21 protein-coding genes are annotated in these 18,567 nt (G+C 70.2%); 13 read left to right on the top strand and 8 right to left on the bottom strand.

Going from position 1 to position 18,567, the window contains the following annotated elements:
* Positions 1-22 precede the first annotated feature (22 nt).
* Both LXT23_RS31180 and LXT23_RS31175 read left to right on the top strand, forming a co-directional pair.
* The gene (locus LXT23_RS31180) at positions 23-361 is read left to right on the top strand and encodes a hypothetical protein (protein WP_253983990.1); all 339 of its coding nucleotides are present in this window, start codon (positions 23-25) and stop codon (positions 359-361) included.
* 106 nt (positions 362-467) lie between these two features.
* On the top strand, positions 468-710 hold the full coding sequence (locus LXT23_RS31175; protein ID WP_253983989.1) for a hypothetical protein: 243 nt from the start codon (positions 468-470) through the stop codon (positions 708-710).
* An 18-nt stretch (positions 711-728) separates the two neighbouring features.
* Here the strand turns inward: LXT23_RS31175 and LXT23_RS31170 are convergent, their stop codons facing one another.
* From LXT23_RS31170 to aceB, 3 genes are all read right to left on the bottom strand, one after another.
* A complete protein-coding gene (locus LXT23_RS31170; RefSeq protein WP_253983988.1) occupies positions 729-1,145 on the bottom strand; it encodes a hypothetical protein in 417 nt (138 codons plus the stop codon).
* A gap of 178 nt (positions 1,146-1,323) precedes the next feature.
* Positions 1,324-2,610, bottom strand: a complete 1,287-nt coding sequence (gene aceA, locus LXT23_RS31165; RefSeq protein ID WP_253983987.1) for an isocitrate lyase — start codon at positions 2,608-2,610, stop codon at positions 1,324-1,326.
* A gap of 47 nt (positions 2,611-2,657) precedes the next feature.
* Positions 2,658-4,283, bottom strand: a complete 1,626-nt coding sequence (gene aceB, locus LXT23_RS31160; RefSeq protein WP_253983986.1) for a malate synthase A — start codon at positions 4,281-4,283, stop codon at positions 2,658-2,660.
* A gap of 268 nt (positions 4,284-4,551) precedes the next feature.
* Here aceB and LXT23_RS31155 point away from each other — a divergent pair, with 268 nt between their 5' ends.
* The 3 genes from LXT23_RS31155 to LXT23_RS31145 all read left to right on the top strand — a co-directional run bounded on the left by LXT23_RS31155 (position 4,552) and on the right by LXT23_RS31145 (position 6,515).
* Positions 4,552-4,902, top strand: coding sequence for a PspC domain-containing protein (locus LXT23_RS31155; protein WP_253983985.1), 351 nt, complete (start codon positions 4,552-4,554; stop codon positions 4,900-4,902).
* A 138-nt stretch (positions 4,903-5,040) separates the two neighbouring features.
* Positions 5,041-6,174: a cytochrome P450 gene (locus LXT23_RS31150; RefSeq protein WP_253983984.1), complete on the top strand. Its 1,134-nt coding sequence runs from the start codon at positions 5,041-5,043 to the stop codon at positions 6,172-6,174.
* On the top strand, positions 6,171-6,515 hold the full coding sequence (locus LXT23_RS31145; RefSeq protein WP_253983983.1) for an antibiotic biosynthesis monooxygenase family protein: 345 nt from the start codon (positions 6,171-6,173) through the stop codon (positions 6,513-6,515). Before LXT23_RS31150 ends, LXT23_RS31145 begins: the two co-directional genes overlap by 4 nt.
* A 3-nt stretch (positions 6,516-6,518) precedes the next feature.
* On the opposite strand, the gene LXT23_RS31140 is transcribed toward LXT23_RS31145, so the two are convergent.
* The gene (locus LXT23_RS31140; protein WP_253983982.1) at positions 6,519-7,013 is read right to left on the bottom strand and encodes an MOSC domain-containing protein; all 495 of its coding nucleotides are present in this window, start codon (positions 7,011-7,013) and stop codon (positions 6,519-6,521) included.
* 88 nt (positions 7,014-7,101) lie between these two features.
* Here LXT23_RS31140 and fumC point away from each other — a divergent pair, with 88 nt between their 5' ends.
* From fumC to LXT23_RS31120, 4 genes are all read left to right on the top strand, one after another.
* Positions 7,102-8,502: a class II fumarate hydratase gene (gene fumC / locus LXT23_RS31135; protein WP_253983981.1), complete on the top strand. Its 1,401-nt coding sequence runs from the start codon at positions 7,102-7,104 to the stop codon at positions 8,500-8,502.
* A gap of 166 nt (positions 8,503-8,668) precedes the next feature.
* On the top strand, positions 8,669-9,274 hold the full coding sequence (gene clpP, locus LXT23_RS31130; RefSeq protein ID WP_253983980.1) for an ATP-dependent Clp endopeptidase proteolytic subunit ClpP: 606 nt from the start codon (positions 8,669-8,671) through the stop codon (positions 9,272-9,274).
* Positions 9,275-9,532: 258 nt separating this feature from the next.
* Positions 9,533-9,952 carry a hypothetical protein gene (locus LXT23_RS31125; protein WP_253983979.1) on the top strand — a complete coding sequence of 140 codons (420 nt, stop codon included), beginning with the start codon at positions 9,533-9,535 and terminating at the stop codon, positions 9,950-9,952.
* A 57-nt stretch (positions 9,953-10,009) separates the two neighbouring features.
* Positions 10,010-10,435 (top strand): hypothetical protein, encoded by a 426-nt coding sequence (locus LXT23_RS31120; protein WP_253983978.1) that lies wholly within the window; start codon positions 10,010-10,012, stop codon positions 10,433-10,435.
* A gap of 3 nt (positions 10,436-10,438) precedes the next feature.
* Here the strand turns inward: LXT23_RS31120 and LXT23_RS31115 are convergent, their stop codons facing one another.
* Positions 10,439-11,002 carry a pyridoxamine 5'-phosphate oxidase family protein gene (locus tag LXT23_RS31115; RefSeq protein WP_253983977.1) on the bottom strand — a complete coding sequence of 188 codons (564 nt, stop codon included), beginning with the start codon at positions 11,000-11,002 and terminating at the stop codon, positions 10,439-10,441.
* 42 nt (positions 11,003-11,044) lie between these two features.
* Positions 11,045-12,103 carry an SDR family oxidoreductase gene (locus LXT23_RS31110; RefSeq protein ID WP_253983976.1) on the bottom strand — a complete coding sequence of 353 codons (1,059 nt, stop codon included), beginning with the start codon at positions 12,101-12,103 and terminating at the stop codon, positions 11,045-11,047.
* 190 nt (positions 12,104-12,293) lie between these two features.
* Here LXT23_RS31110 and LXT23_RS31105 point away from each other — a divergent pair, with 190 nt between their 5' ends.
* On the top strand, positions 12,294-13,196 hold the full coding sequence (locus LXT23_RS31105; protein ID WP_253983975.1) for a LysR family transcriptional regulator: 903 nt from the start codon (positions 12,294-12,296) through the stop codon (positions 13,194-13,196).
* Positions 13,197-13,323: 127 nt separating this feature from the next.
* Complete coding sequence (locus tag LXT23_RS31100; protein ID WP_253983974.1) at positions 13,324-14,769, top strand: right-handed parallel beta-helix repeat-containing protein; 1,446 nt, start codon at positions 13,324-13,326, stop codon at positions 14,767-14,769.
* Positions 14,770-14,839: 70 nt separating this feature from the next.
* Here LXT23_RS31100 and LXT23_RS31095 read toward each other — a convergent pair whose 3' ends face one another.
* A complete protein-coding gene (locus tag LXT23_RS31095; protein ID WP_253983973.1) occupies positions 14,840-15,286 on the bottom strand; it encodes a DUF3293 domain-containing protein in 447 nt (148 codons plus the stop codon).
* A 179-nt stretch (positions 15,287-15,465) separates the two neighbouring features.
* On the opposite strand from LXT23_RS31095, the gene LXT23_RS31090 reads away from it, so the two are divergent.
* Positions 15,466-16,248 (top strand): hypothetical protein, encoded by a 783-nt coding sequence (locus LXT23_RS31090; RefSeq protein ID WP_253983972.1) that lies wholly within the window; start codon positions 15,466-15,468, stop codon positions 16,246-16,248.
* Between the two features lie 46 nt (positions 16,249-16,294).
* On the opposite strand, the gene LXT23_RS31085 is transcribed toward LXT23_RS31090, so the two are convergent.
* Positions 16,295-17,734: a M48 family metalloprotease gene (locus tag LXT23_RS31085; protein WP_253983971.1), complete on the bottom strand. Its 1,440-nt coding sequence runs from the start codon at positions 17,732-17,734 to the stop codon at positions 16,295-16,297.
* Between the two features lie 200 nt (positions 17,735-17,934).
* Between LXT23_RS31085 and LXT23_RS31080 the strand changes: the two genes are divergently transcribed.
* Entirely contained in the window at positions 17,935-18,558 is a 624-nt protein-coding gene (locus LXT23_RS31080) for a hypothetical protein (protein WP_253983970.1), read from the top strand.
* Positions 18,559-18,567 lie beyond the last annotated feature (9 nt).

Raw genomic sequence — 18,567 nt, 5'->3', positions numbered from 1 at the left:
CGCCTAGTATGCATGGGGGGCGATGTCCTCCGATTCGGCCCCGCCCTACTGGCTCCTCATCTCCGTCCTGTTCAGCACCCAGCCGCTGACGCCAGCGCTGGCGATGACGCTGCACCAGGCCGCCTTCGAGCTGCACCGGCGTGGTGACGGGATGAAGCAGGTCGCCGGGGACATGCTGAGCGGCAGGGTGGTGAACCTGCGCAAGGACGTGTCCCTGGGCGGCATCTCCGGGCCCGCCTTCGAGGCGGAAATCGACACCGAGCGCGGCTCCGGCGTGGTGCGCTTCATCCTCACGCGCCAGGGCATCGAGCTGATGCAGCAGCAGGCCGCCGAGCCGCCCCGGCCCAAGTACCTCAACTGAGCCGCCGGGGGGCTGCCCGCCTGGTTCCTCCCTGCGCACAGAGGCCGGCCGTCCCCACCTTCGAGGCAAGGCGTCAACGCACCTCTGCTCGAAGGAGCCTCACGACATGGACCCGAAGGAATACCTGAAGACGGGCACCGGCATCCCCCTGGACCCCGCGAAGCAGAAGGACCCCGACGAGGACGGCGAGCGCGTCCCCGCGGAGGGGCGCTCCGACTACCTCAATGACGTGACGGAGCAGAACGGGGGCCAGCGCACGGACGTGGACCTCCCGTGGAAGGGCACCCCCGAGCTGCAGACCGAGCACCGCCAGCGCTACGACAAGTCGAGCAACAAGCGGAAGGGCTGAGCCGCGGCCCCTCGACGCTCAGGTGTCGAGGCTGAGGCGGTTCTTGTTGCCCATGTGGATGATGGCGTTGCCCAGCGTGGCGGCGGAGAGCGTGGCGAGGTCGTGGAGCACCTGCTCCTGCTTCGCCTGCTCCGAGCCCGGCTCCGCAGGCGTCTGCGGCATCCCCGCCTTGGAGCCATCCTGGGCGATGGGGCCGCGGCCGATGGCCCCCAGGTAGGTGTTCATCAGGCCGGTGTGCGGCGCGCTGCCCACGGAGGCCAGCGCCGAGGCCACCACCGCGCCGCCGGACGCCATCAGCGGGTCTCCCGGACCGGGAGTCGCCGCGGAGAGGCCGCCGTTGAGGCGCGCGCCGAAGCCGGTGCTCCCGGGGCCCTGGGTGGCCTGCGTGGTGGGCGGCTGGACGCGGGGACCGTTGAGCGAGTTGATGCGGTTCATGGCGGCTCCATCGCTGCCCGCAACGGACGCACACCTCGTGCGTGTCGGGCCTCTAATCTCATTATCGCCCGGCCCGGCCGGAAGTTGCGTCCCCCCGAAAACGCCCGAAGGCCGCGGACTTACGGGCGTGCTCCCCGTAACTCCACGGCCTCCGGAAGCCCTTGCGCGACAGCCGGGCCTAGAACTGGTGGGCCTCGGTGGACTCGTGCAGGGCGAGCGTGCTGGCGTTGCCGCCGGAGATGACCTCGGCGACCTGGTCGAAGTAGCCGGTGCCCACCTCGCGCTGGTGGCGCGTGGCGGTGTAGCCGTCCTTCTCCGCCGCGAACTCGGCCTGCTGCAGCTCGCTGTAGGCCGCCATGCCGCGGTCCTTGTACTTCCGCGCCAGCTCGTACATCGCGAAGTTCAGCGCGTGGAAGCCGGCCAGGGTGACGAACTGGAACTTGTAGCCCATGGCGCCCAGCTCGCGCTGGAACTTGGCGATGGTGGCGTCGTCCAGGTTCTTCTTCCAGTTGAAGGACGGCGAGCAGTTGTAGGCCAAGAGCTTGTTCGGGTACTTCGCGCGGATGCTCTCGGCGAACTTCTTCGCCTGGGCCAGGTCCGGGGTGCTCGTCTCGCACCACACCAGGTCCGCGTACGGGGCGTACGCCAGGCCGCGCGCAATGGCGCAGTCCAGGCCGCCGTTGAGGCGGTAGAAGCCCTCGGCGGTGCGGCCGGCCTTCTTGTCGATGAAGGCGTGGTCGTACTCGTCCGCGTCGCTCATCAGCAGCTTGGCGCTGTCCGCGTCCGTGCGGGCCACCACCAGCGTGGGCACGCCCATGACGTCCGCCGCCAGGCGCGCCGCCGTCAGGGTGCGGATGAAGTGGCTGGTCGGCACCAGCACCTTGCCGCCCATGTGGCCACACTTCTTCTCGCTGGCCAGCTGGTCCTCGAAGTGCACGCCGGCGGCGCCCGCCTCAATCATGCTCTTCATCAGCTCGAAGGCGTTGAGCGGGCCTCCGAAGCCGGCCTCCGCGTCCGCGATGATGGGCGCGAACCAGTAGCGGTCCTTGCGGCCCTCCGCGTGGTCAATCTGGTCCGCGCGGCGCAGGGAGTTGTTGATCTTCTTCACCACCGCCGGGACGCTGTCCACCGGGTAGAGGCTCTGGTCCGGGTACATCTGCCCGGCCGAGTTGGCGTCCGCCGCCACCTGCCAGCCGGACAGATAGATGGCCTTCAGCCCCGCGCGCACCATCTGCACGGCCTGGTTGCCGGTGAGCGAGCCGAGCGCGTTGATGTACTCCTCGGTGTGGAGCAGCTCCCAGAGCTTCTTCGCGCCCATCTCCGCCAGCGTGTAGCTGATGGTGACGGAGCCGCGCAGCTTCTCCACGTCCTTCTGGGAGTAGGTGCGGGTGATTCCCTCGAAGCGCTGAGCGTGGAGCTTGGCGTGAGGGGAGGCTTCGGTCGTCGTCGTCGTGGCGTCGTACATCGATGGCTCCTCGCTACAGAGAGTCGTTGAAGGTGGGTGCTGCCGGGTCAGCTCGTCGAGTCGAGTGCTTCGTAGGCGGGCAGGGTGAGGAAGTCCTCGAAGGTGGACGCGGTGGACAGCCGCTCGAAGAGGGCGCGGGCGCGCTCCAGGTGGGCGGCGCCGTAGCGCTCCTTGGCGCCCTCCTTCTCGAGGTGGGCCATCTCCTCGGCCAGCAGCGTGCGGAACAGCTCCGCCGTCACCTTGCGGCCGTCGTCCAGCGAGGCGCCGTGGTGCAGCCACTGCCACACCTGCGCGCGGGAGATCTCCGCGGTGGCCGCGTCCTCCATCAGGTTGTAGAGCGGCACGCAGCCCAGGCCGCCCAGCCAGGCGGCGGTGTACTGGATGCCCACGCGCAGGTTGTGGCGCAGGCCCTCCTCGGTGCGGGTGCCGGAGGGCACCTTGAGCAGCTCCGCCTCGCCGATGCGCACGTCCTCGCGCTTGTTGGAGAGCTGGTTGGGGCCCTTCATGTGCTCGTCGAAGATGGCGCGGGCCACGGGGACGAGGCCCGGGTGGGCCACCCAGGTGCCGTCGTGGCCGTTCTTCACCTCGCGCAGCTTGTCCACGCGGACCTTGTCCAGCACGGCCTCGTTGGCGGCCGCGTCACCCTTGATGGGGATGAAGGCGGCCATGCCGCCCATGGCGTGCACGTTGCGGCGGTGGCACGTCTGGATGAGCAGCTGCGAGTAGGCGTTGAGGAACGCCTTGTCCATCGTCACCTGGCCGCGGTCGGGCAGCACGACGCTGGTGTCCGACTGGAGCGTCTTGATGAAGCTGAAGATGTAGTCCCAGCGGCCGCAGTTGAGGCCGGCCGAGTGCTCGCGCAGCTCGTAGAGGATTTCGTCCATCTCGAACGCGGCGGGCAGCGTCTCGATGAGGACGGTGGCCTTGATGGTGCCCCGGGGGATGTCGAGCTCCGACTGGGCCAGGTGGAACACGTCGTTCCACAGCCGGGCCTCCAGGTGGCTCTGCATCTTCGGCAGGTAGAAGTACGGGCCGGTGCCGCGCGCCAGCTGCTCGCGGGCGTTGTGGAAGAAGAAGAGGCCGAAGTCGAACAGCGAGCCGGAGATGGGCTTGCCGTCGATTTCCACGTGGCGCTCGGGCAGGTGCCAGCCGCGGGGACGCACGAAGAGGACGGCCGTCTTCGGGTTCAGGGCGTAGTGCTTGCCGCCCTCGGCGGTGAAGGAGATGCTCTTCCGGACGGCGTCGCGCAGGTTGAGCTGCCCGCGCACCACGTTGTCCCAGGTAGGGCTGTTGGCGTCCTCGAAGTCCGCCATGAAGACGTTCGCCCCGGAGTTGAGGGCGTTGATGATCATCTTCCGGTCCACCGGGCCGGTGATTTCCACGCGGCGGTCCTGGAGGTCCGCGGGCAGGGGCGCCACCGTCCAGCTGCCCTCCCGGATGGAGCGCGTCTCCGCCAGGAAGTGGGGCCGCTCACCCTTGCGCCAGGACTCCTGCACCGCCTTGCGGCGCTCCAGCAGCGCCAGCCGGCGCTCCCCGAAGGTGCGGGCCAGCTTCGCCACGAATTCCATGGCTTCCGGCGTGAGCACCTCGGCGTAGTCGGGGTGCCAGGCCCCCTTCACCACCACCCCATGGCCAAAGGTCGGGGACTTCATCGAAGGGACTGCCTCGCTCATCCGGTCTCCTTGGCCTGCTGCGTTGTAAATCCGCTGTGACGGTTCGGAAAATGGATCTTCCGAGGGGAGAAGGGAAGTGTTGGTGAAGTTCTGCCTGCTTGCCTGTAATCCTGTCAACAACCATCGCATTAAATCTGTAAATCAACAAACGGGGGCGAGGGGCGGGCGGGATGGGCGGCCTGGCGGGATGCAATCGGCGGCAACAGCCTTCGTAGGTAGGAATGCGGGCCGCCAACGCCAAGGGGGCCGCACAGAGGAGAGACACGCAATGGACGCCATGAAGCGCTGCACGGCCTGCACGGAGGAGATGAGGGTGGAGGCCACGAGGTGCCCGCACTGCGGCTCCCGCGCGGAGCCGTTCCACCGCGGCGTCGAGGGGCGGACGCTCTTCGGGGTGTGCGCGGCGCTGGCCCAGCAGCTCAACGTGGACGCGGCGCTGGTGCGCGTGGGCTTCGTGGTGGCGCTGGCGGTGTCCGGCGGGACGGCGCTGCTGGTGTACCTGCTGCTGTGGGCCTTCACGCCGCCCTCCGTCCACGGCAAGGCCCCGCTGCAGCGGACCGTGGACTGGCTCTCCAGCATCGGCAACTCGGACGAGCCCCAGGTCGAGCGGCGCGTCTGAGCGGGCGGTGAAGTTGTAAATGCGGACTGGCGGGCGGGGTGGATGCTTCGGCGCGGGCCGAAACATCCGCCCCCCGCGGGCCCGTAGAAGGCCCTCCATTCCCAGCGCTCACAGGCGCGCGGATGGAGGAGCCCCTGGATGTCGCAGCCGAGAGACGCGGTCGCCGCGGCGACCCACCCGGACCCGTACCCCTATTACGCGGAGCTGGTGGCGCGCCGGCCCTTCTACAAGGACGCCGCGCTGGGGCTGTGGGTGGCCTCGAGCGCCCGGGCGGTGACGGCGGTGCTGATGGAGCCCGCGTGCCGCGTACGACCTTCGTCGGAGCCGGTGCCCCGAGCGCTGCTCGGCTCGTCCGCCGCGGACGTCTTCCGGCACCTCGTCCGGATGAATGACGGGGAGGGGCACTGCCCCATGAAGGGGGCGGTCTCCGCGTTCCTGGACGCCTTCGACGAGCGTCGGGTCCTGGACGAGACGCGGCGGCGGGCACGCCTGCTCGCCGGCTCCGGGCGGCTTCGGGAATGGACGTTCCAGCTGCCGGTGTCGGTGGTGGGGGGCCTGCTCGGGCTGCCGGATGACTCGCTTCCGCATGTCGCCCGGTGGACGGAGGACTTCGTCCGGGGCATCGCGCCTGGCGCCAGTCCCGGGCAGGTGGAGCGGGCGGGGAGCGCCGCGGCGCGGCTGCTGGCGGTGTTCCGCACGGCGCTGGATGGCCCGCTGGCGCGGCTGGCGGGGCAGGTGGAGCGCTTCGGGCCGGCGGGGCTGGAGGCGGTGCTCGCCAACGTCGTCGGGTTCCTGTCCCAGACGTACGACGCGACGGCGGGTCTGCTCGGCAATGCGGTGGTGGCGTTGTCGAGGCAGTCGTCTCTGCTCGGAGCGACCAGCGCCGAGACGCTCCTGCCCGCGTTCCTCGACGAGGTGCTCCGGTTCGACTCGCCGGTGCAGAACACCCGTCGCTTCCTCGCGGCGGACGCAGTCATCGAAGGACAGGCGCTGCGGGCCGGGGACGTCGTCCTCGTCGTCCTGGCCGCCGCCAACCGGGACCCGGAGGCCAACGCCGACCCCGAGCGGTTCGACCTCCACCGGCAGGCGCGGCGCGTCTTCTCCTTCGGCGTCGGCGCGCACGCCTGTCCGGGGCAGGCACTGGCGAAGGTCATCGCCCGTGGCGCCCTGGAGGCGCTGCTCGCGGCGGGCCTGGAGGTCCGCGACTTCACCTACCTGCCGTCCGTGAACGGCCGCATCCCCCTCTTCAGCGAGAGCGAGCTCCAGCCATGATTGCCGTCATCTTCGAGGTGCAGGTCCGGGAGGAAGGTCAGCGCGAGTACCTGGACACGGCGGCGAAGCTCCGTCCGCTGCTGGAGAAGGTGGACGGGTTCCTCTCCATCGAGCGCTTCCAGAGCCTGTCCCAGCCGGGGAAGCTCCTGTCGCTGTCGTTCTGGCGGGACGAGCAGGCCGTGCAGGCCTGGCGCCAGTTGGAGGAACACCGCGCCGCCCAGGCGAGGGGGCGGGCCTCCGTCTTCGAGGACTACCGGCTCCGCGTCGCCAGCGTGCTCCGGGACTATGGCCTATCCGAGCGCGCTGAGGCGCCCGGCGACAGCCGCGGCGTCCACGGCTGAGGTTCAGGGCAGCTTCGGACGGATGATGCGCGGCGCCTCCGGGTTGACGTCCAGGAGGCGCACGCCGTCTCCCTCCCGCACGGTGCCGCCCCTCAGTACCCGGGCGAGCTGCCCGCGCCGGCCCCAGCTCTCCTTCAAGAGGCCCGGCCGCAGTGCATCCAGCTTCCAGCACGGCACGCACGGCTCGGTCAGCTCCACCACCACCTCGTCACCCAGCGCCAGCCGCTGGCCCGGGGGCAGGGCGTCCAGCGGCAGCCCCTCCACCAGCACGTTCTCCTTCAGCGCCCCCACCGGCACGTCCAGCGCCGCGCGCGAGGCCTCGTCCAGCAGCAGCACCTGCCGCTTGTGGCCCCGGGCTCGCAAGCTGTGCCGGTCCTCCGCGAGCCCCTGCTGCTCCACCGCCGTTGCCTCCGCGACACGGCGCATGGGCGTGCCCCTTGCCTGGGCGAGCAGGAGGGCGCGGATGGTGCCGGTACCGGTTGCGGTGGGAGTGCTCACGGGCCAACGGTAATCACGGCGGACTCGTGGCCGCGAGGCCCGCCTGTTATTCGCTGCGCACCACCTTCATTTCCCCAGGAGTCCGCGCGTGAGCACGAAGAACGTTCGCATCGAGAAGGACACCTTCGGCCCCATCGAGGTGCCCGCCGAGCGCCTCTGGGGCGCGCAGACGCAGCGCAGCCTCCAGAACTTCGCCATCTCCACCGAGCGCATGCCGCCCGCCCTCATCCGCGCGCTCACCCTGGTGAAGAAGGCCGCCGCGCTCGTCAACCAGGAGAACGGCACCCTGGCGAAGGACAAGGGCGACGCCATCGTCCGGGCCGCCGACGAGGTCCTCGCCGGCAAGCACGACGGCGATTTCCCCCTGAGCATCTGGCAGACGGGCAGCGGCACCCAGACGAACATGAACGTCAACGAGGTGCTGGCCAACCGCGCCTCGGAGCTGCTCGGCGGTGAGCGCGGCGAGGCCCGCAAGGTCCACCCCAACGACGACGTCAACAAGGGGCAGAGCTCCAACGACGTCTTCCCCACCGCGATGAGCGTGGCCGCCGTCACCGCCCTCGGCGAGCAGGTCATCCCCGAGCTGAAGGCCCTGCGCGACGTGCTCGCAGACAAGTCCCGCGCCTTCAAGGACGTGGTGAAGATTGGCCGCACCCACCTCCAGGACGCCACCCCGCTGACGCTGGGGCAGGAGGTCAGCGGCTACGTGGCCCAGTTGGACCACGCCCTGGCCCACCTGGAGCTGAGCCTGCCGCACCTGTGCGAGCTGGCCCTGGGCGGCACCGCCGTGGGCACCGGGCTCAACGCGCCCCGGGGCTATGCCGCGCGCGTCGCGCAGGAGATTGCCCGCCTCACCGGCCACCCCTTCGTCACCGCGCCCAACAAGTTCGAGGCGCTCGCCGCCAATGACGCCCTCGTCCACGCCCACGGCGGCCTCAAGGGACTGGCGGCCGCGCTCTTCAAGGTGGCCAACGACATCCGCTGGCTGTCCTCCGGGCCGCGCTCCGGCCTGGGCGAAATCACCATTCCGGAGAACGAGCCGGGCAGCTCCATCATGCCGGGCAAGGTGAACCCCACCCAGAGCGAGGCGATGACCATGCTCTGCGCCCAGGTGATGGGCAACGACGTGGCCATCTCCGTGGGCGGCGCGTCCGGCAACTTCGAGCTCAACGTCTTCAAGCCCCTCATCATCCACAACGTCCTGCAGAGCTGCCGGCTGCTCGCGGACGGGATGCGCAGCTTCCGCCTCCACTGCGCCGTGGGAATCGAACCCAACATGCCGCGCATCAAGGAGAACCTGGAGCGCAGCCTGATGCTCGTCACCGCCCTCAACCCGCACATCGGCTACGACAACGCCGCGAAGATCGCCAAGACGGCCCACAAGCAGGGCAAGACGCTCAAGGAGGTCGCCGTCGAGCTGGGGCTGCTCACCGCCGAGCAGTTCGACCAGTGGGTCCGTCCAGAGGCCATGACGGGCCAGAAGGACTGACGCCCGCCAGGGCTCCAGGGCACGGGTACGCCAGGGCCTACACCCTGGCGGATGCCCCTCCGGAGGGCGTCCAGGAGGGCGCCGGGGGAGGGAACCGTAGCGCAGCGTACGCTCCGGGAAGAACGAGCGGGCGCGGAGGCGGGAGGGAGATTAGGGTACTGGGGCCATGAACGTCCCCTTCGTCATTGAGACCACGCACCGCGGCGAGCGGGCGTACGACCTCTACAGCCGGCTCCTCAAGGACCGCATCATCATGCTGGGTACGCCCGTCAACGACGACGTGGCGAACATCATCGTGGCCCAGCTCCTGTTCCTGGAGTCCGAGGACCCCGACAAGGGCATCAACCTCTACATCAACTCGCCGGGTGGCTCGGTGACGGCCGGGCTCGCCATCTACGACACCATGCAGTACGTGAAGTGTCCGGTGTCGACCATCTGCGTCGGGCAGGCGGCCTCCATGGGCGCGCTGCTGCTGCTGGCCGGGGCGAAGGGCAAGCGGTACGCGCTCCCCAACAGCCGCATCATGATTCACCAGCCGCTGGGCGGCGCGCAGGGCCAGGCCACGGACATCGACATCCAGGCCAAGGAAATCCTCCGCCTGCGCGCCTACATCAACGGCCTCATCGTGAAGCACACGGGCCACACCATCGAGCGCATCGAGAAGGACACCGAGCGCGACTACTTCATGAGCGCCGAGGATGCCCGGCAGTACGGCCTCATCGACGAGGTGGTGGAGAAGCAGCGCATCATGACCCCGGCCGCCGGGAAGTAGTCCTCACGCTGCCCCCGCCCGCTCCGGTGGCGCGGGGGCCGGTCCGCCCGGGTGGGCTCCAGGCAGGGAAGTGCCTTCCGCCCGGTCTCATCCCCCCGGGCACCTCCGGGGCGCGGCAGTCGTGCCCATCCTTCAGCCATTCCCGAGGCGTCTGGGCGCAGGCTCTGCGCCGGTAGCCCAGGCAGGCGCACTTTCTTCGCGCCCGCCGTGGAGGCTCCCTCGCCTGCGACTGGCATGCTCCGTGCTCAAACTCGGAGTATGCCCCCGTCTCCCTATTGCGCCGTCTTCCACGTCTTCCTGTCAGGTGTCGTCCTCGCGGGCGCCGCGTGCGCGGGCCCCACGGGCAGGCGGCCCGAGCCTCCATCGGCGTACTCCGTCCAGCAGGAGCTCGGGCAGCGGGACGTCATCCAGGCGGGGCAGGAATACGCCCAGAACAACAGCCTGCTGGTGGCCGAGGCCAGCGAGGCCGTGGAGCTGCGCCCGAACTACTGGCGCATCCGCTTCGCGCTGGCGGAGCAGCCCGGACGCTTCCTGGAGCTGGAGTTCGACGAGCTGGCCCGCCGGGTGACGCAGGCCCGGGAGATTGAAATCATTCCGGGCGAGCTCCCCCCGGGCTCGGCGCAGGGCGGGAGCGAGGGCGTGCCCGCAGCGGGGCAGGGCCGGGGGCCCATTCCCTGACCTGGCGCGTGCTACGCTCCTCGGACGTGCCACCGCACATGCGTGGAGGATGCGCCCATGGAGTTCGAGCTCATCGAGCCGGGTCATTCCAGTGTGCTCCCGGAGATGCTCTTCCTCGCGGTGCTCGTCGGCCCCGCCCTGTGGCATTGGCTGCACCGGAGTCCGCGTAACGCCCGCGACGTCCTGCTGTCGGCGCCTGACCAGCCGGCGGGGCGCCTCCGACGCTTCCTGGACTTCTCCGGGTGGTTGCTACAGGCGGGCCTCGTGATGCTTCCGCTCTCGCTCGTGCTTGCGGGGATGGTCGCCGCCGATTCCTTGAAGCCCGGTTGCGTAGTGGGCAGCGGGCCTTCGACCTACGTCGACATCCATGCGTCATGGGGCTGGGGGGCCATGCTCAGCGTCGCGGGGGCCATTCCCCTCGTTCGTTGGCTGCGGAGTCCCGTCAGCCCTCGCGACGTGCTCCGCCTCAACCCACGGGCGTAGCTTCTACGTCTCACCCTCGTCGAAGAGGCCCGTGGGCAGGCCGTCGATGCTGTGCGCGTTCTTCTTGCGCCGGTACTCCTCCAGCCCCTCCTCGCCCTTGTTCTCCGCCCAGCGCGTGAGCGTGGGCCTGTCCTCGGTGTACTCGTAGAGGGGCACGCTGTAGCCACAGGACTTCTGCACGAGGTCGATGTCGAGCTTCACCATCTGTCGCGCCCCCAGCGGCTCCACGCCGCCGAACTCGGAGGCCAGCAGCCGGGTGTACTCGGGGCTGCCCCGGCGCAGCACCTGGCCCCGTCCGAAGAGGCGCAGAATCATGGGCGGCCCCTCGAAGGCGCAGAACATGAGGGTGAGGCGTCCGTCGGCGCGCAGGTGCGCGGCCGTCTCATTCCCACTGCCGGTGAGGTCCAGGTAGACGACCTCGCTGGGGCCGAGCACGCGAAGCGAGTCGAGCCCCTTCGGCGAGACGTTCACCCGCCCGGTGCTGGCGGCGGAGGCGGTGAAGAACATCCGCTGGCGCAGGATGAAGTCGCGGTGGATGGGCTCGAGCTGCGGGAACTGGGTGGCCATCGGTGCGGTCCCTCTCCCGCGAAAGTAGCCCCCAGGTCCCCGTCAGGGAATGACCTTCCGGCGGCGGAGGTCCTGGAAGATTCGCAGGAACATTGCCTCCGTCTCCACGAACTCATGGAAGCCGGACCGGCGCGCCTTGGTGCCGTCGGCGAACACGTCGTAGTCCCACGCGAAGACGAAGTCGCCGAAGCGCCAGGACGACACGTCCTTGTAGGCGTGCCGCGCCAGCCCGTGCTTCTCCACCATGGCGTTCCACAGCGGCTCCTTGTCCGCCATGACGACGCCGAGCGACATGGGCAGCGGGGGCGCCACCTCCAGCTCGAAGAAGCGGGCGATTTTCGGCCACAGCTCGCTCCACCGGAACAGGTCGCCGTTGTTGATGTTGAACGCCTGGTTGGCGCAGCGCTCGTCGGTCGCGGCCCAGACGGTGGCCTTCGCCAGCAGCCCCGCGTCCGTCATCTCCAGCAGGGCGTCGTACGCGCCCGGCCTGCCCGGGAAGCGCAGCGGCAGCCCCAGCTCCTTCGACATGGCCGCATGGACGGCGATGACCATGGCCAGGTTCATCGGGTTGCCGAGCGCGAAGCCGCACACCACCGAGGGGCGCAGCGCCGACCAGCTCCACGCCTTGCCCCGCTGCCGCGCCTCCAGGAAGGCCTGCTGGTCCACGTTGAACTCGGGAGGCATGTGGTTCGCGTCCGTCTCCCGGGCCGGCGTCTTGAACGGGCCCAGGTGCGCGCCGTAGACCTTGTAGCCCTGCATCAGGCTGATGTGCCGCAGGCCGGGCGCCACCGGCTCCACCGCGTCCACGACGTTGACGAGCATGGCCAGGTTGGGCGGCACCAGCTCCGCCCACGTGGGCCGGTCCTGGTACGCGGCGTAGAAGATGTGCGTCACCTGGGTGAGGCCCGCCAGCTTCTTCCGGGTGTCGTCCCGGTCCAGCAGGTCCACCTCGAGATACCGGACGCGGCCCGACGAGGCGCCTCCCCGGCGAGACAGGCCGATGACCTCCCAGTCGTCGAGCGTCGCGAGGTGGTCGATGAGGTTGCGGCCGATGACTCCGTGCGCGCCGACGACCAGCGCGACCTTGTTCTTCATTCTCATGTCCTGCTCCCGGGGAAGGGAAGGGCCCGCGTCCTCGCGGGCATGACGGGCCGAGGTCTGCTCGGGGATGCCGGGTCGCCGCTGCCGTCGGGCAGCACGCGGCGACAACCTCGGATGCACCTGATAATGGGCGGCGCGTCGCTCGGGGACCACACGGCCGGCGGCACAGCACCTGTGAGGTGAAGTCACGATGGCGCGTCTGGACGTCAACCGCTCGGGAGAGATGGAGGTGTTCGTCCGCGTCGTCGAGCTCGGTGGCTTCTCGGCCGCGGCGCGCGCGTACCGGATGACGCCGTCCGCGGTGAGCAAGCTCGTCGCCCGCCTGGAGGCCCGGCTGGGCGCGCGGCTCATCAACCGCTCCACGCGGGCCCTCCAGCTCACACCCGAGGGCGTCACCTTCTACGAGCGCAGCGTCCGCGTCCTCGCGGAGCTGGACGAGGCGGAGCGTGGCGCCGCCACCAGCGCCGAGCCCCAGGGCCGGCTGCGGGTGAGTGCCAGCGTGCCCTTCGGGACGCACTTCCTGCTGCCGCTCGTCCCCGAGTTCCTGGCGCTCCATCCCGCCGTGTGCCTGGACCTCGTCCTCACCGACACCGTCGTAGACCTGCTGGAGGCGCGCACCGACGTGGCCATCCGCCACGGGCCGCTGAAGAGTTCGGACCTGGTCGCGCGCAAGCTCGGCGAGCCGGGCATGGTCGTCGTCGGCTCACCCGCCTACCTGAAGCGCCACGGGACGCCGAAGACGCCCCGGGAGCTGGAAGGGCACAACCGCATCGGCTTCGGCTTCGCGCGCGCGGTGGATGGCTGGCCGTTCGTGGACCGGGGCGTGGCGCTGATGGTGGCTGCACACGGCAACGCCCAGGTGAGCAATGGCGAGGCGCTGCGGCAGCTCGTGCTCGCGGGCCTGGGCCTGGGACGGCTCGCGAGGTTCCAGGTGAAGGACGACCTCGCCGCGGGCCGGCTGGTGCCGCTGCTGGAGGACTACAACCCCGGCGACAAGGACGCCGTGCATGCGGTCTTCATGGGGGCGGGCGGACAGCTGCCCTCCCGCGTGCGCGCGTTCCTGGACTTCCTGGCGGAGAAGGTCCGGATGTGAGCTGAGCACGCCGCGAAATTCTCCTGGGACGGCTCGCGCGTGGAGGTCTCCCTTGAGAGGAGGCGATGGCCTTCCTGGGAGGACATTCATGAAGCGCGGATGCAGTCGTGGCGGGCTTACGGGAGCAATGGAGATTCACGCATGGGTGCGCGGGCTGCTCGTGATGGGGCTGCTGCTCGCGGCCCCGGGCGCGCGGGCAGCGGACTTCTACGTGGACCCCGTGAATGGCAGTCCCGACGGAGACGGCACCGCGGCGCGCCCCTGGCGGACGCTGCGGGAGGTGCTCAACGCCGGGCTGGTGGAGAGCCAGAGCTGGGAGTGGCTGCCCTACGCGGAAGGAAGACCGCTGGTGCCACGCAACCCGGGGGCGCCGGTGAAGGCGGGAGACACCCTGTGGCTGCGCAGTGGCTACCACGGCGAGGTGGAGGTCACGAGCTTCTACAACACCGGCTACATCACGGTGGCCGCCCAGTCCGGGCACCAGCCCCGGCTGGGGCGCCTGCTGGTGCGCTCCAGCTCGCACTGGGTCTTCCGGGGGTTGGACATCAGCACGGAGTACCTGCCCGTCTACGACAAGTGGCCCCTGGTGCACGTCGAGTGGCACAGCTACCGGGGGCCCGTGCACCACATCACCCTGGAGGGGAACGTCATCAAGGCCGTGGCCGACGTGTCTGGCTTCACGGCGGCGGACTGGGTGGCGAAGATGGGCGACGGAATCATCGCGGACGGCTGGGACATCGTCATCCGTGGCAACCACGTGAAGAACGTCCACTACGGCATCAAGGTGGGCGCCCACGACGTGCTGGTGGAGTGCAACACCGTGGAGAACTTCATGGGAGACGGGCTGCGCGGCCTGGGTGACAACTCCGTGTTCCAATACAACACGGTGAAGAACTGCTACCAGGTGAATGACGACCATCTGGACGGGTTCCAGTCATGGACCGTCGGGCCCGGGGGCGTGGGGAAGGGCGAGCAGCGCAACGTCGTCCTGCGGGGCAACTACATCCGCAACTACGAGGACCGGGCCCAGCCGTACCGCTGCGCGCTCCAGGGCATCGGCAACTTCGACGGCACCTTCGTGGACTGGGTCGTCGAGAACAACGTCATCATCACGGACCACCACCACGCCATCACCTTCATGGGCGCTCGCAACGTGCGCGTGGTGAACAACACGGTGCTGGAGCCGCATGACGCCCTGGGCCCGCCCGGCCCGCCGTGGATTCGCGTGGCGGAGCACAAGAACGGCACCCCGCCCGAGGCCTGCGTGGTGCGCAACAACCTGGCGCCCAACTATGCCAACGCCGACGTGGGCGTGACGGTGGACCACAACCTCCTGGTGACGGACCCGGCCGCCGTCTACGTGAATCCCATCACGTATGACTTGCGCCTCAAGCCCGGCTCACCCGCCATCGACGTGGGGAGCGCCAGCCTGGCGCCCGTCATCGACATCGAGGGGGTCGCGAGGCCCCAGGGCGCGGGTGTAGACCTGGGGGCGTACGAGCGGGCGCTGACGCCGTCCATGGGCGCAAACGTTCCTCAGTGCGCCGCGTTCCAGGCGCTTCGCTCGCGCTGAGGGCGGGGGGCGGAGGTGGCCTCGGGGCAGGCCGGGGCCACTTCGGCCCGAGATACGTTGGCGGGGAGGGCTACGGCCGTACGTCCTCGCAGAGCAGCAGCTCCGCCGGGGTTCCGGCGCGACCCACCAGCACCGCCACCTGCCCGTAGGCGCGGCCGAAGCGCTCGGCCTCCGCGCGGGGCAGGCCCGGGACGAAGAGGCTCTGCTCGGACCAGCTCCCGTCCTCGGCCTCTCCAATCGCAGACGCCACCACCCAGCCGCCGGCGACGAGCTGCGAGACCAGGCGCTCCTGCGCGCGGCGGTTCTCCTCCTCACCGCGCTGCAGGGAGCCGGGGTTCCACGCAGTCAGGAAGGCCCACTCCCGGTGCCCCCGCGCCGCCAGCGCCGTGTCCAGCGCCGGGTGCAGCGCGCCCACTCGCAGCACCTGCTCCAGGCTCCCGGTCGTCGGATGGGGGCGGACGACGTACCGCGTCGACCGGTAGGCCTCCAGCAATCGTTGGCGCTCGGAGTAGCTCATCCCCGCATTCTGACGCCCACCCCCGACGTCTGTCAGCCCCGCCACCGCGCGTGCGGGTCTCTCCAGACCTCCAGCGGGAATGACTTTCTGCATCTGGCGTGAATGTTTGATTTCGTGCGACGTCTGGGAGGGCCATGACGTTCCATGACGGAGCGTTTTCGTGGTGCGAGGGGAAAGACATGATGCGTCGAGTCGTCGGGGGAGCCGCGCTGTTGATGGTGCTTGGAACGGGCTGTGCCTCTGTGAGTCATGTGCAGACGGCGGACACGCTCGGAGCGGGCAAGTTCCAGTTCGCCATCGAGCCGGGCATCGGCGGCGCGGCCGTCATCTCGGATGACACGGGCTCGGGCGGCCTCTACTACCCCCACGTCGACCTGGCGGCGCGCTTCGGCGTGGCGGACAGCGTGGACCTGGGTGTCCGCTTCGGCTCGTCGCTGGTGGAGCTGCAGAGCAAGTTCCTGCTGACCGACTCGAGGGACCCGGGCAAGGCCATCTCGCTGGCGCCCTCCGTTTCGGGTGTCTTCCTGGGCACGGACGACTCGGACTCGGTCGGCTATGTGAATGTGGCGGTGCCGCTGCTGGTGGGCTTCAAGACGCGTGGCGGCTCGGAGCTGGTGCTGGGGCCCCGCGTCAGCGCCACGCGCATCTCCGCTGGCGACAGCGATGACAACGCCGCCGTCAACATCGTGAGCGTCGGCGCCTCGGTGGGCTACGCGCTGCGCGTCAGCCAGAGCTTCCGGCTGATGCCCGAGGTGGGCGTGTCCGTGCCGGTGCTGGGTGAGGTGAACAGCTCCAACTCGGACTCCGAGGCGCTCGCCGGCTTCGGCGGCGGCTTCGTGCAGTTCAAGCTGGGCTTCCTGTTCGGCAGCGGCCGGCCCATCAACCGCAGCACCGATGTCGACGTGGACGTCGAGGACATCGACCACGGCGAGGAGGACAGCGACGACGGCTACGAGGACTGAGCCGTCGCTTCACGCTGGCGCTCCGGCCTCCGCGCCGGGGCGTGTCTCACGGTGAGGGCTTCAGCTTCACCCCACCCGTGACTCGCTTCACCGTGCGGCCCGCGGGCAGGGTGTCCCCGGGCCGAACGCCGTTGATGAGGGCCAGTTCCTCCACGGGGATGGTGGAGGGGTGGCGCTCGTTGAACTGCTGCACCGTCATGGCCGTGTCCAGCTTCACCAGCTCGAGGCGCGCGGGCTGCACGGCCAGCGCGGCCGCGTCGGTCAGCTCGCGGAAGCTGCTGAAGGTGGAGCGGAAGGCGTCGTCGTAGGTGGCGAGCCCCTCCGCCGGGGTGTAGCCCAGCAGCTGGAACGTGGTGCCCGCGTGCGTGAGGAAGGTGGTGACGCCGCGGATGACGCCCTGCTGGGTCTGCGCCTGGAAGTACGCCGTGCCCGGCGGGTAGCCCGCGGGCGCCGCGTCCAGCGGCTGGATTCCCTGCTGCGAGAGGAACGTCCGGAGCGCCTCCTGCGGCGCCAGCTTTCCCGCCGGTGCCAGGCCGACGATGGCGTCCTCGCGAGGGCTGACGCCGAGCACCGCCTGCGTCTGGTTCGCCGTCTTCCACCCCTGCGGGAAGGTGAGCTGGAAGCGCAGGCCCGGGTGGAGGAAGACGCTGCCCTGGAAGAAGCCCTGCCGCGGGTCCTCGCCGTAGGCCATGCCCTGGAGCATGGCGAGGTACTCGTCGCGCCCCTGCTTCAGCTTGCTGACGTCCACCCCGGCCTGCTCGGCGCGCTGGCGCGCGGCCTGGACGCGGTCCTCCGGGTTGGGGTGCGTGGACAGCCACGAGGGCAGGCCGCCACCGCCGGCGGCCTCACCGACGCGGCCCAGCGTCTCGAAGACGTTGGCGGCGTCGCGCACGTCGTAGCCGGACTCCAGCATGTAGCGGAAGCCCAGCTCGTCCGACTGGCGCTCGTCGTCGCGGCCGTACTTGAGGAAGAGGAGCTGGAGGCCCGCGGCGGCCAGCCCGCCATACTTCGCGACGTCCTCGCTGATGACGCTGCCCACCACCAGGCCCACCTGGGCGAGCTGGGCCTTGGAGAGCTGCTCCACGGAGTGCCGCGCGGTGATGTGCGCGATTTCGTGGCCCAGCACCGACGCCAGCTCCGCCTCCGAGTTGAGGTGGGTGAGCAGCCCGCGGGTGACGAAGACGGGGCCGCCCGGCAGCGCGAAGGCGTTCACCACCGGGTCGTCCACCGCCTGCACGCTCCACGGGATGTCCTGCCGCTCCGAGCGCTTCGCCATGGGCAGGCCCACCCGGGCCACGTACTCCTGCACCTTCGCGTCGTCGAGCAGGCCGATGGACTGACGCACGTCCTGTGCGCCCTGCCGGCCGAGGGCGATTTCCTCGTCCTTGGACACGAGGGACAGCATGCGCTCACCCGTGGCGGGGTTGCGCACACACGTGGTCAGCGAGAGCAGCAGCAGGGACAGCACCCGGAGTCGTGGGGCCATGAGACCTCCTGAGAGGGTGGAGCGTCCGGGAGGGCCGGGCCCGGAGCCAGCACTCCCACTTAGGGCAGCAGCGTCACGGCGGCCACGGGCCGTGTGGGCGTGAGTGTCACTGCCGGACAGATGGGCGGGCGGACGGGGGCGTCTTCCGGTAGCTTTTGTCCGTCCGGGCCCGCGGGGGCCGGGCAGGAGGCGGCTCGGGGATGGACTCGCTCGACATGCGGCTGGAGCGGCTGGAGCGCCGCTGCCGGCTGTGGCAGGGACTGACGTTCGGGGCGCTCGCGCTCTCGGGACTGGGGCTGGGGGTGGCGGCGCTGCGAGAGCCGGTGGCGCCTTCGGGAGTGCTGGTGGCCTCCCGGCTGGTGCTCACCGACGCACAGGGCCAGGCGCGCGCCACCCTGGGCACCGACGCGAGCGGCAACGCGGGGCTGGTGCTGAGCGACGGCGCCGGCCAGCCGCGCGCGCTGCTGGGCGTGGGCGAGGACGGCTCACCCCGGCTGCGCTTCTCCACCGCGGGCGGCGAGTCGCTGGCCGAGCTCACCGTGTACTCGGACGAGGCGCCGCGGCTGACGCTGTCCAAGCCCGGCGGCGTGGACGTGTTCGCCGTGGGGCTCCAGGTGGATGGCTCGTCGCGGCTGGAGCTGGCGGACGCGGATGGGCGGCCCCGCGCGATTCTGGGCGCGGACGAGCATGGCTCGCCCGGCCTGGTGCTGGTGGACCGGCGCGGGCAGACGCGCGCGGCGCTGCGCGTGACGCCGGCCGACGGCGCCAGCCTGGTGGTGGAAGGGCGCGACGGAGAGGTGTTCCGCGCGCCCGGCGTGCAGTGAGCGAGGGCT

The organism is Pyxidicoccus xibeiensis (assembly GCF_024198175.1).
GTDB classification, from domain to species: domain Bacteria; phylum Myxococcota; class Myxococcia; order Myxococcales; family Myxococcaceae; genus Myxococcus; species Myxococcus xibeiensis.
The sequence above is the reverse complement of the archived record's forward strand: the minus strand, read 5'-3'. Positions and strand labels throughout refer to the sequence as shown.

Excerpts from the sequence above, each read along its gene's own strand:
- LXT23_RS31180 (WP_253983990.1), top strand. The coding sequence starts at position 23 with ATGTCCTCCGATTCGGCCCCGCCCTACTGGCTCCTCATCTCCGTCCTG.
- LXT23_RS31175 (WP_253983989.1), top strand. The coding sequence starts at position 468 with ATGGACCCGAAGGAATACCTGAAGACGGGCACCGGCATCCCCCTGGAC.
- LXT23_RS31170 (WP_253983988.1), bottom strand. The coding sequence starts at position 1,145 with ATGAACCGCATCAACTCGCTCAACGGTCCCCGCGTCCAGCCGCCCACC.
- aceA (WP_253983987.1), bottom strand. The coding sequence starts at position 2,610 with ATGTACGACGCCACGACGACGACGACCGAAGCCTCCCCTCACGCCAAG.
- aceB (WP_253983986.1), bottom strand. The coding sequence starts at position 4,283 with ATGAGCGAGGCAGTCCCTTCGATGAAGTCCCCGACCTTTGGCCATGGG.
- LXT23_RS31155 (WP_253983985.1), top strand. The coding sequence starts at position 4,552 with ATGGACGCCATGAAGCGCTGCACGGCCTGCACGGAGGAGATGAGGGTG.
- LXT23_RS31150 (WP_253983984.1), top strand. The coding sequence starts at position 5,041 with ATGTCGCAGCCGAGAGACGCGGTCGCCGCGGCGACCCACCCGGACCCG.
- LXT23_RS31145 (WP_253983983.1), top strand. The coding sequence starts at position 6,171 with ATGATTGCCGTCATCTTCGAGGTGCAGGTCCGGGAGGAAGGTCAGCGC.
- clpP (WP_253983980.1), top strand. The coding sequence starts at position 8,669 with ATGAACGTCCCCTTCGTCATTGAGACCACGCACCGCGGCGAGCGGGCG.
- LXT23_RS31125 (WP_253983979.1), top strand. The coding sequence starts at position 9,533 with ATGCCCCCGTCTCCCTATTGCGCCGTCTTCCACGTCTTCCTGTCAGGT.
- LXT23_RS31120 (WP_253983978.1), top strand. The coding sequence starts at position 10,010 with ATGGAGTTCGAGCTCATCGAGCCGGGTCATTCCAGTGTGCTCCCGGAG.
- LXT23_RS31115 (WP_253983977.1), bottom strand. The coding sequence starts at position 11,002 with ATGGCCACCCAGTTCCCGCAGCTCGAGCCCATCCACCGCGACTTCATC.
- LXT23_RS31110 (WP_253983976.1), bottom strand. The coding sequence starts at position 12,103 with ATGAGAATGAAGAACAAGGTCGCGCTGGTCGTCGGCGCGCACGGAGTC.
- LXT23_RS31105 (WP_253983975.1), top strand. The coding sequence starts at position 12,294 with ATGGCGCGTCTGGACGTCAACCGCTCGGGAGAGATGGAGGTGTTCGTC.
- LXT23_RS31100 (WP_253983974.1), top strand. The coding sequence starts at position 13,324 with ATGGAGATTCACGCATGGGTGCGCGGGCTGCTCGTGATGGGGCTGCTG.
- LXT23_RS31095 (WP_253983973.1), bottom strand. The coding sequence starts at position 15,286 with ATGAGCTACTCCGAGCGCCAACGATTGCTGGAGGCCTACCGGTCGACG.
- LXT23_RS31090 (WP_253983972.1), top strand. The coding sequence starts at position 15,466 with ATGATGCGTCGAGTCGTCGGGGGAGCCGCGCTGTTGATGGTGCTTGGA.
- LXT23_RS31085 (WP_253983971.1), bottom strand. The coding sequence starts at position 17,734 with ATGGCCCCACGACTCCGGGTGCTGTCCCTGCTGCTGCTCTCGCTGACC.
- LXT23_RS31080 (WP_253983970.1), top strand. The coding sequence starts at position 17,935 with ATGGACTCGCTCGACATGCGGCTGGAGCGGCTGGAGCGCCGCTGCCGG.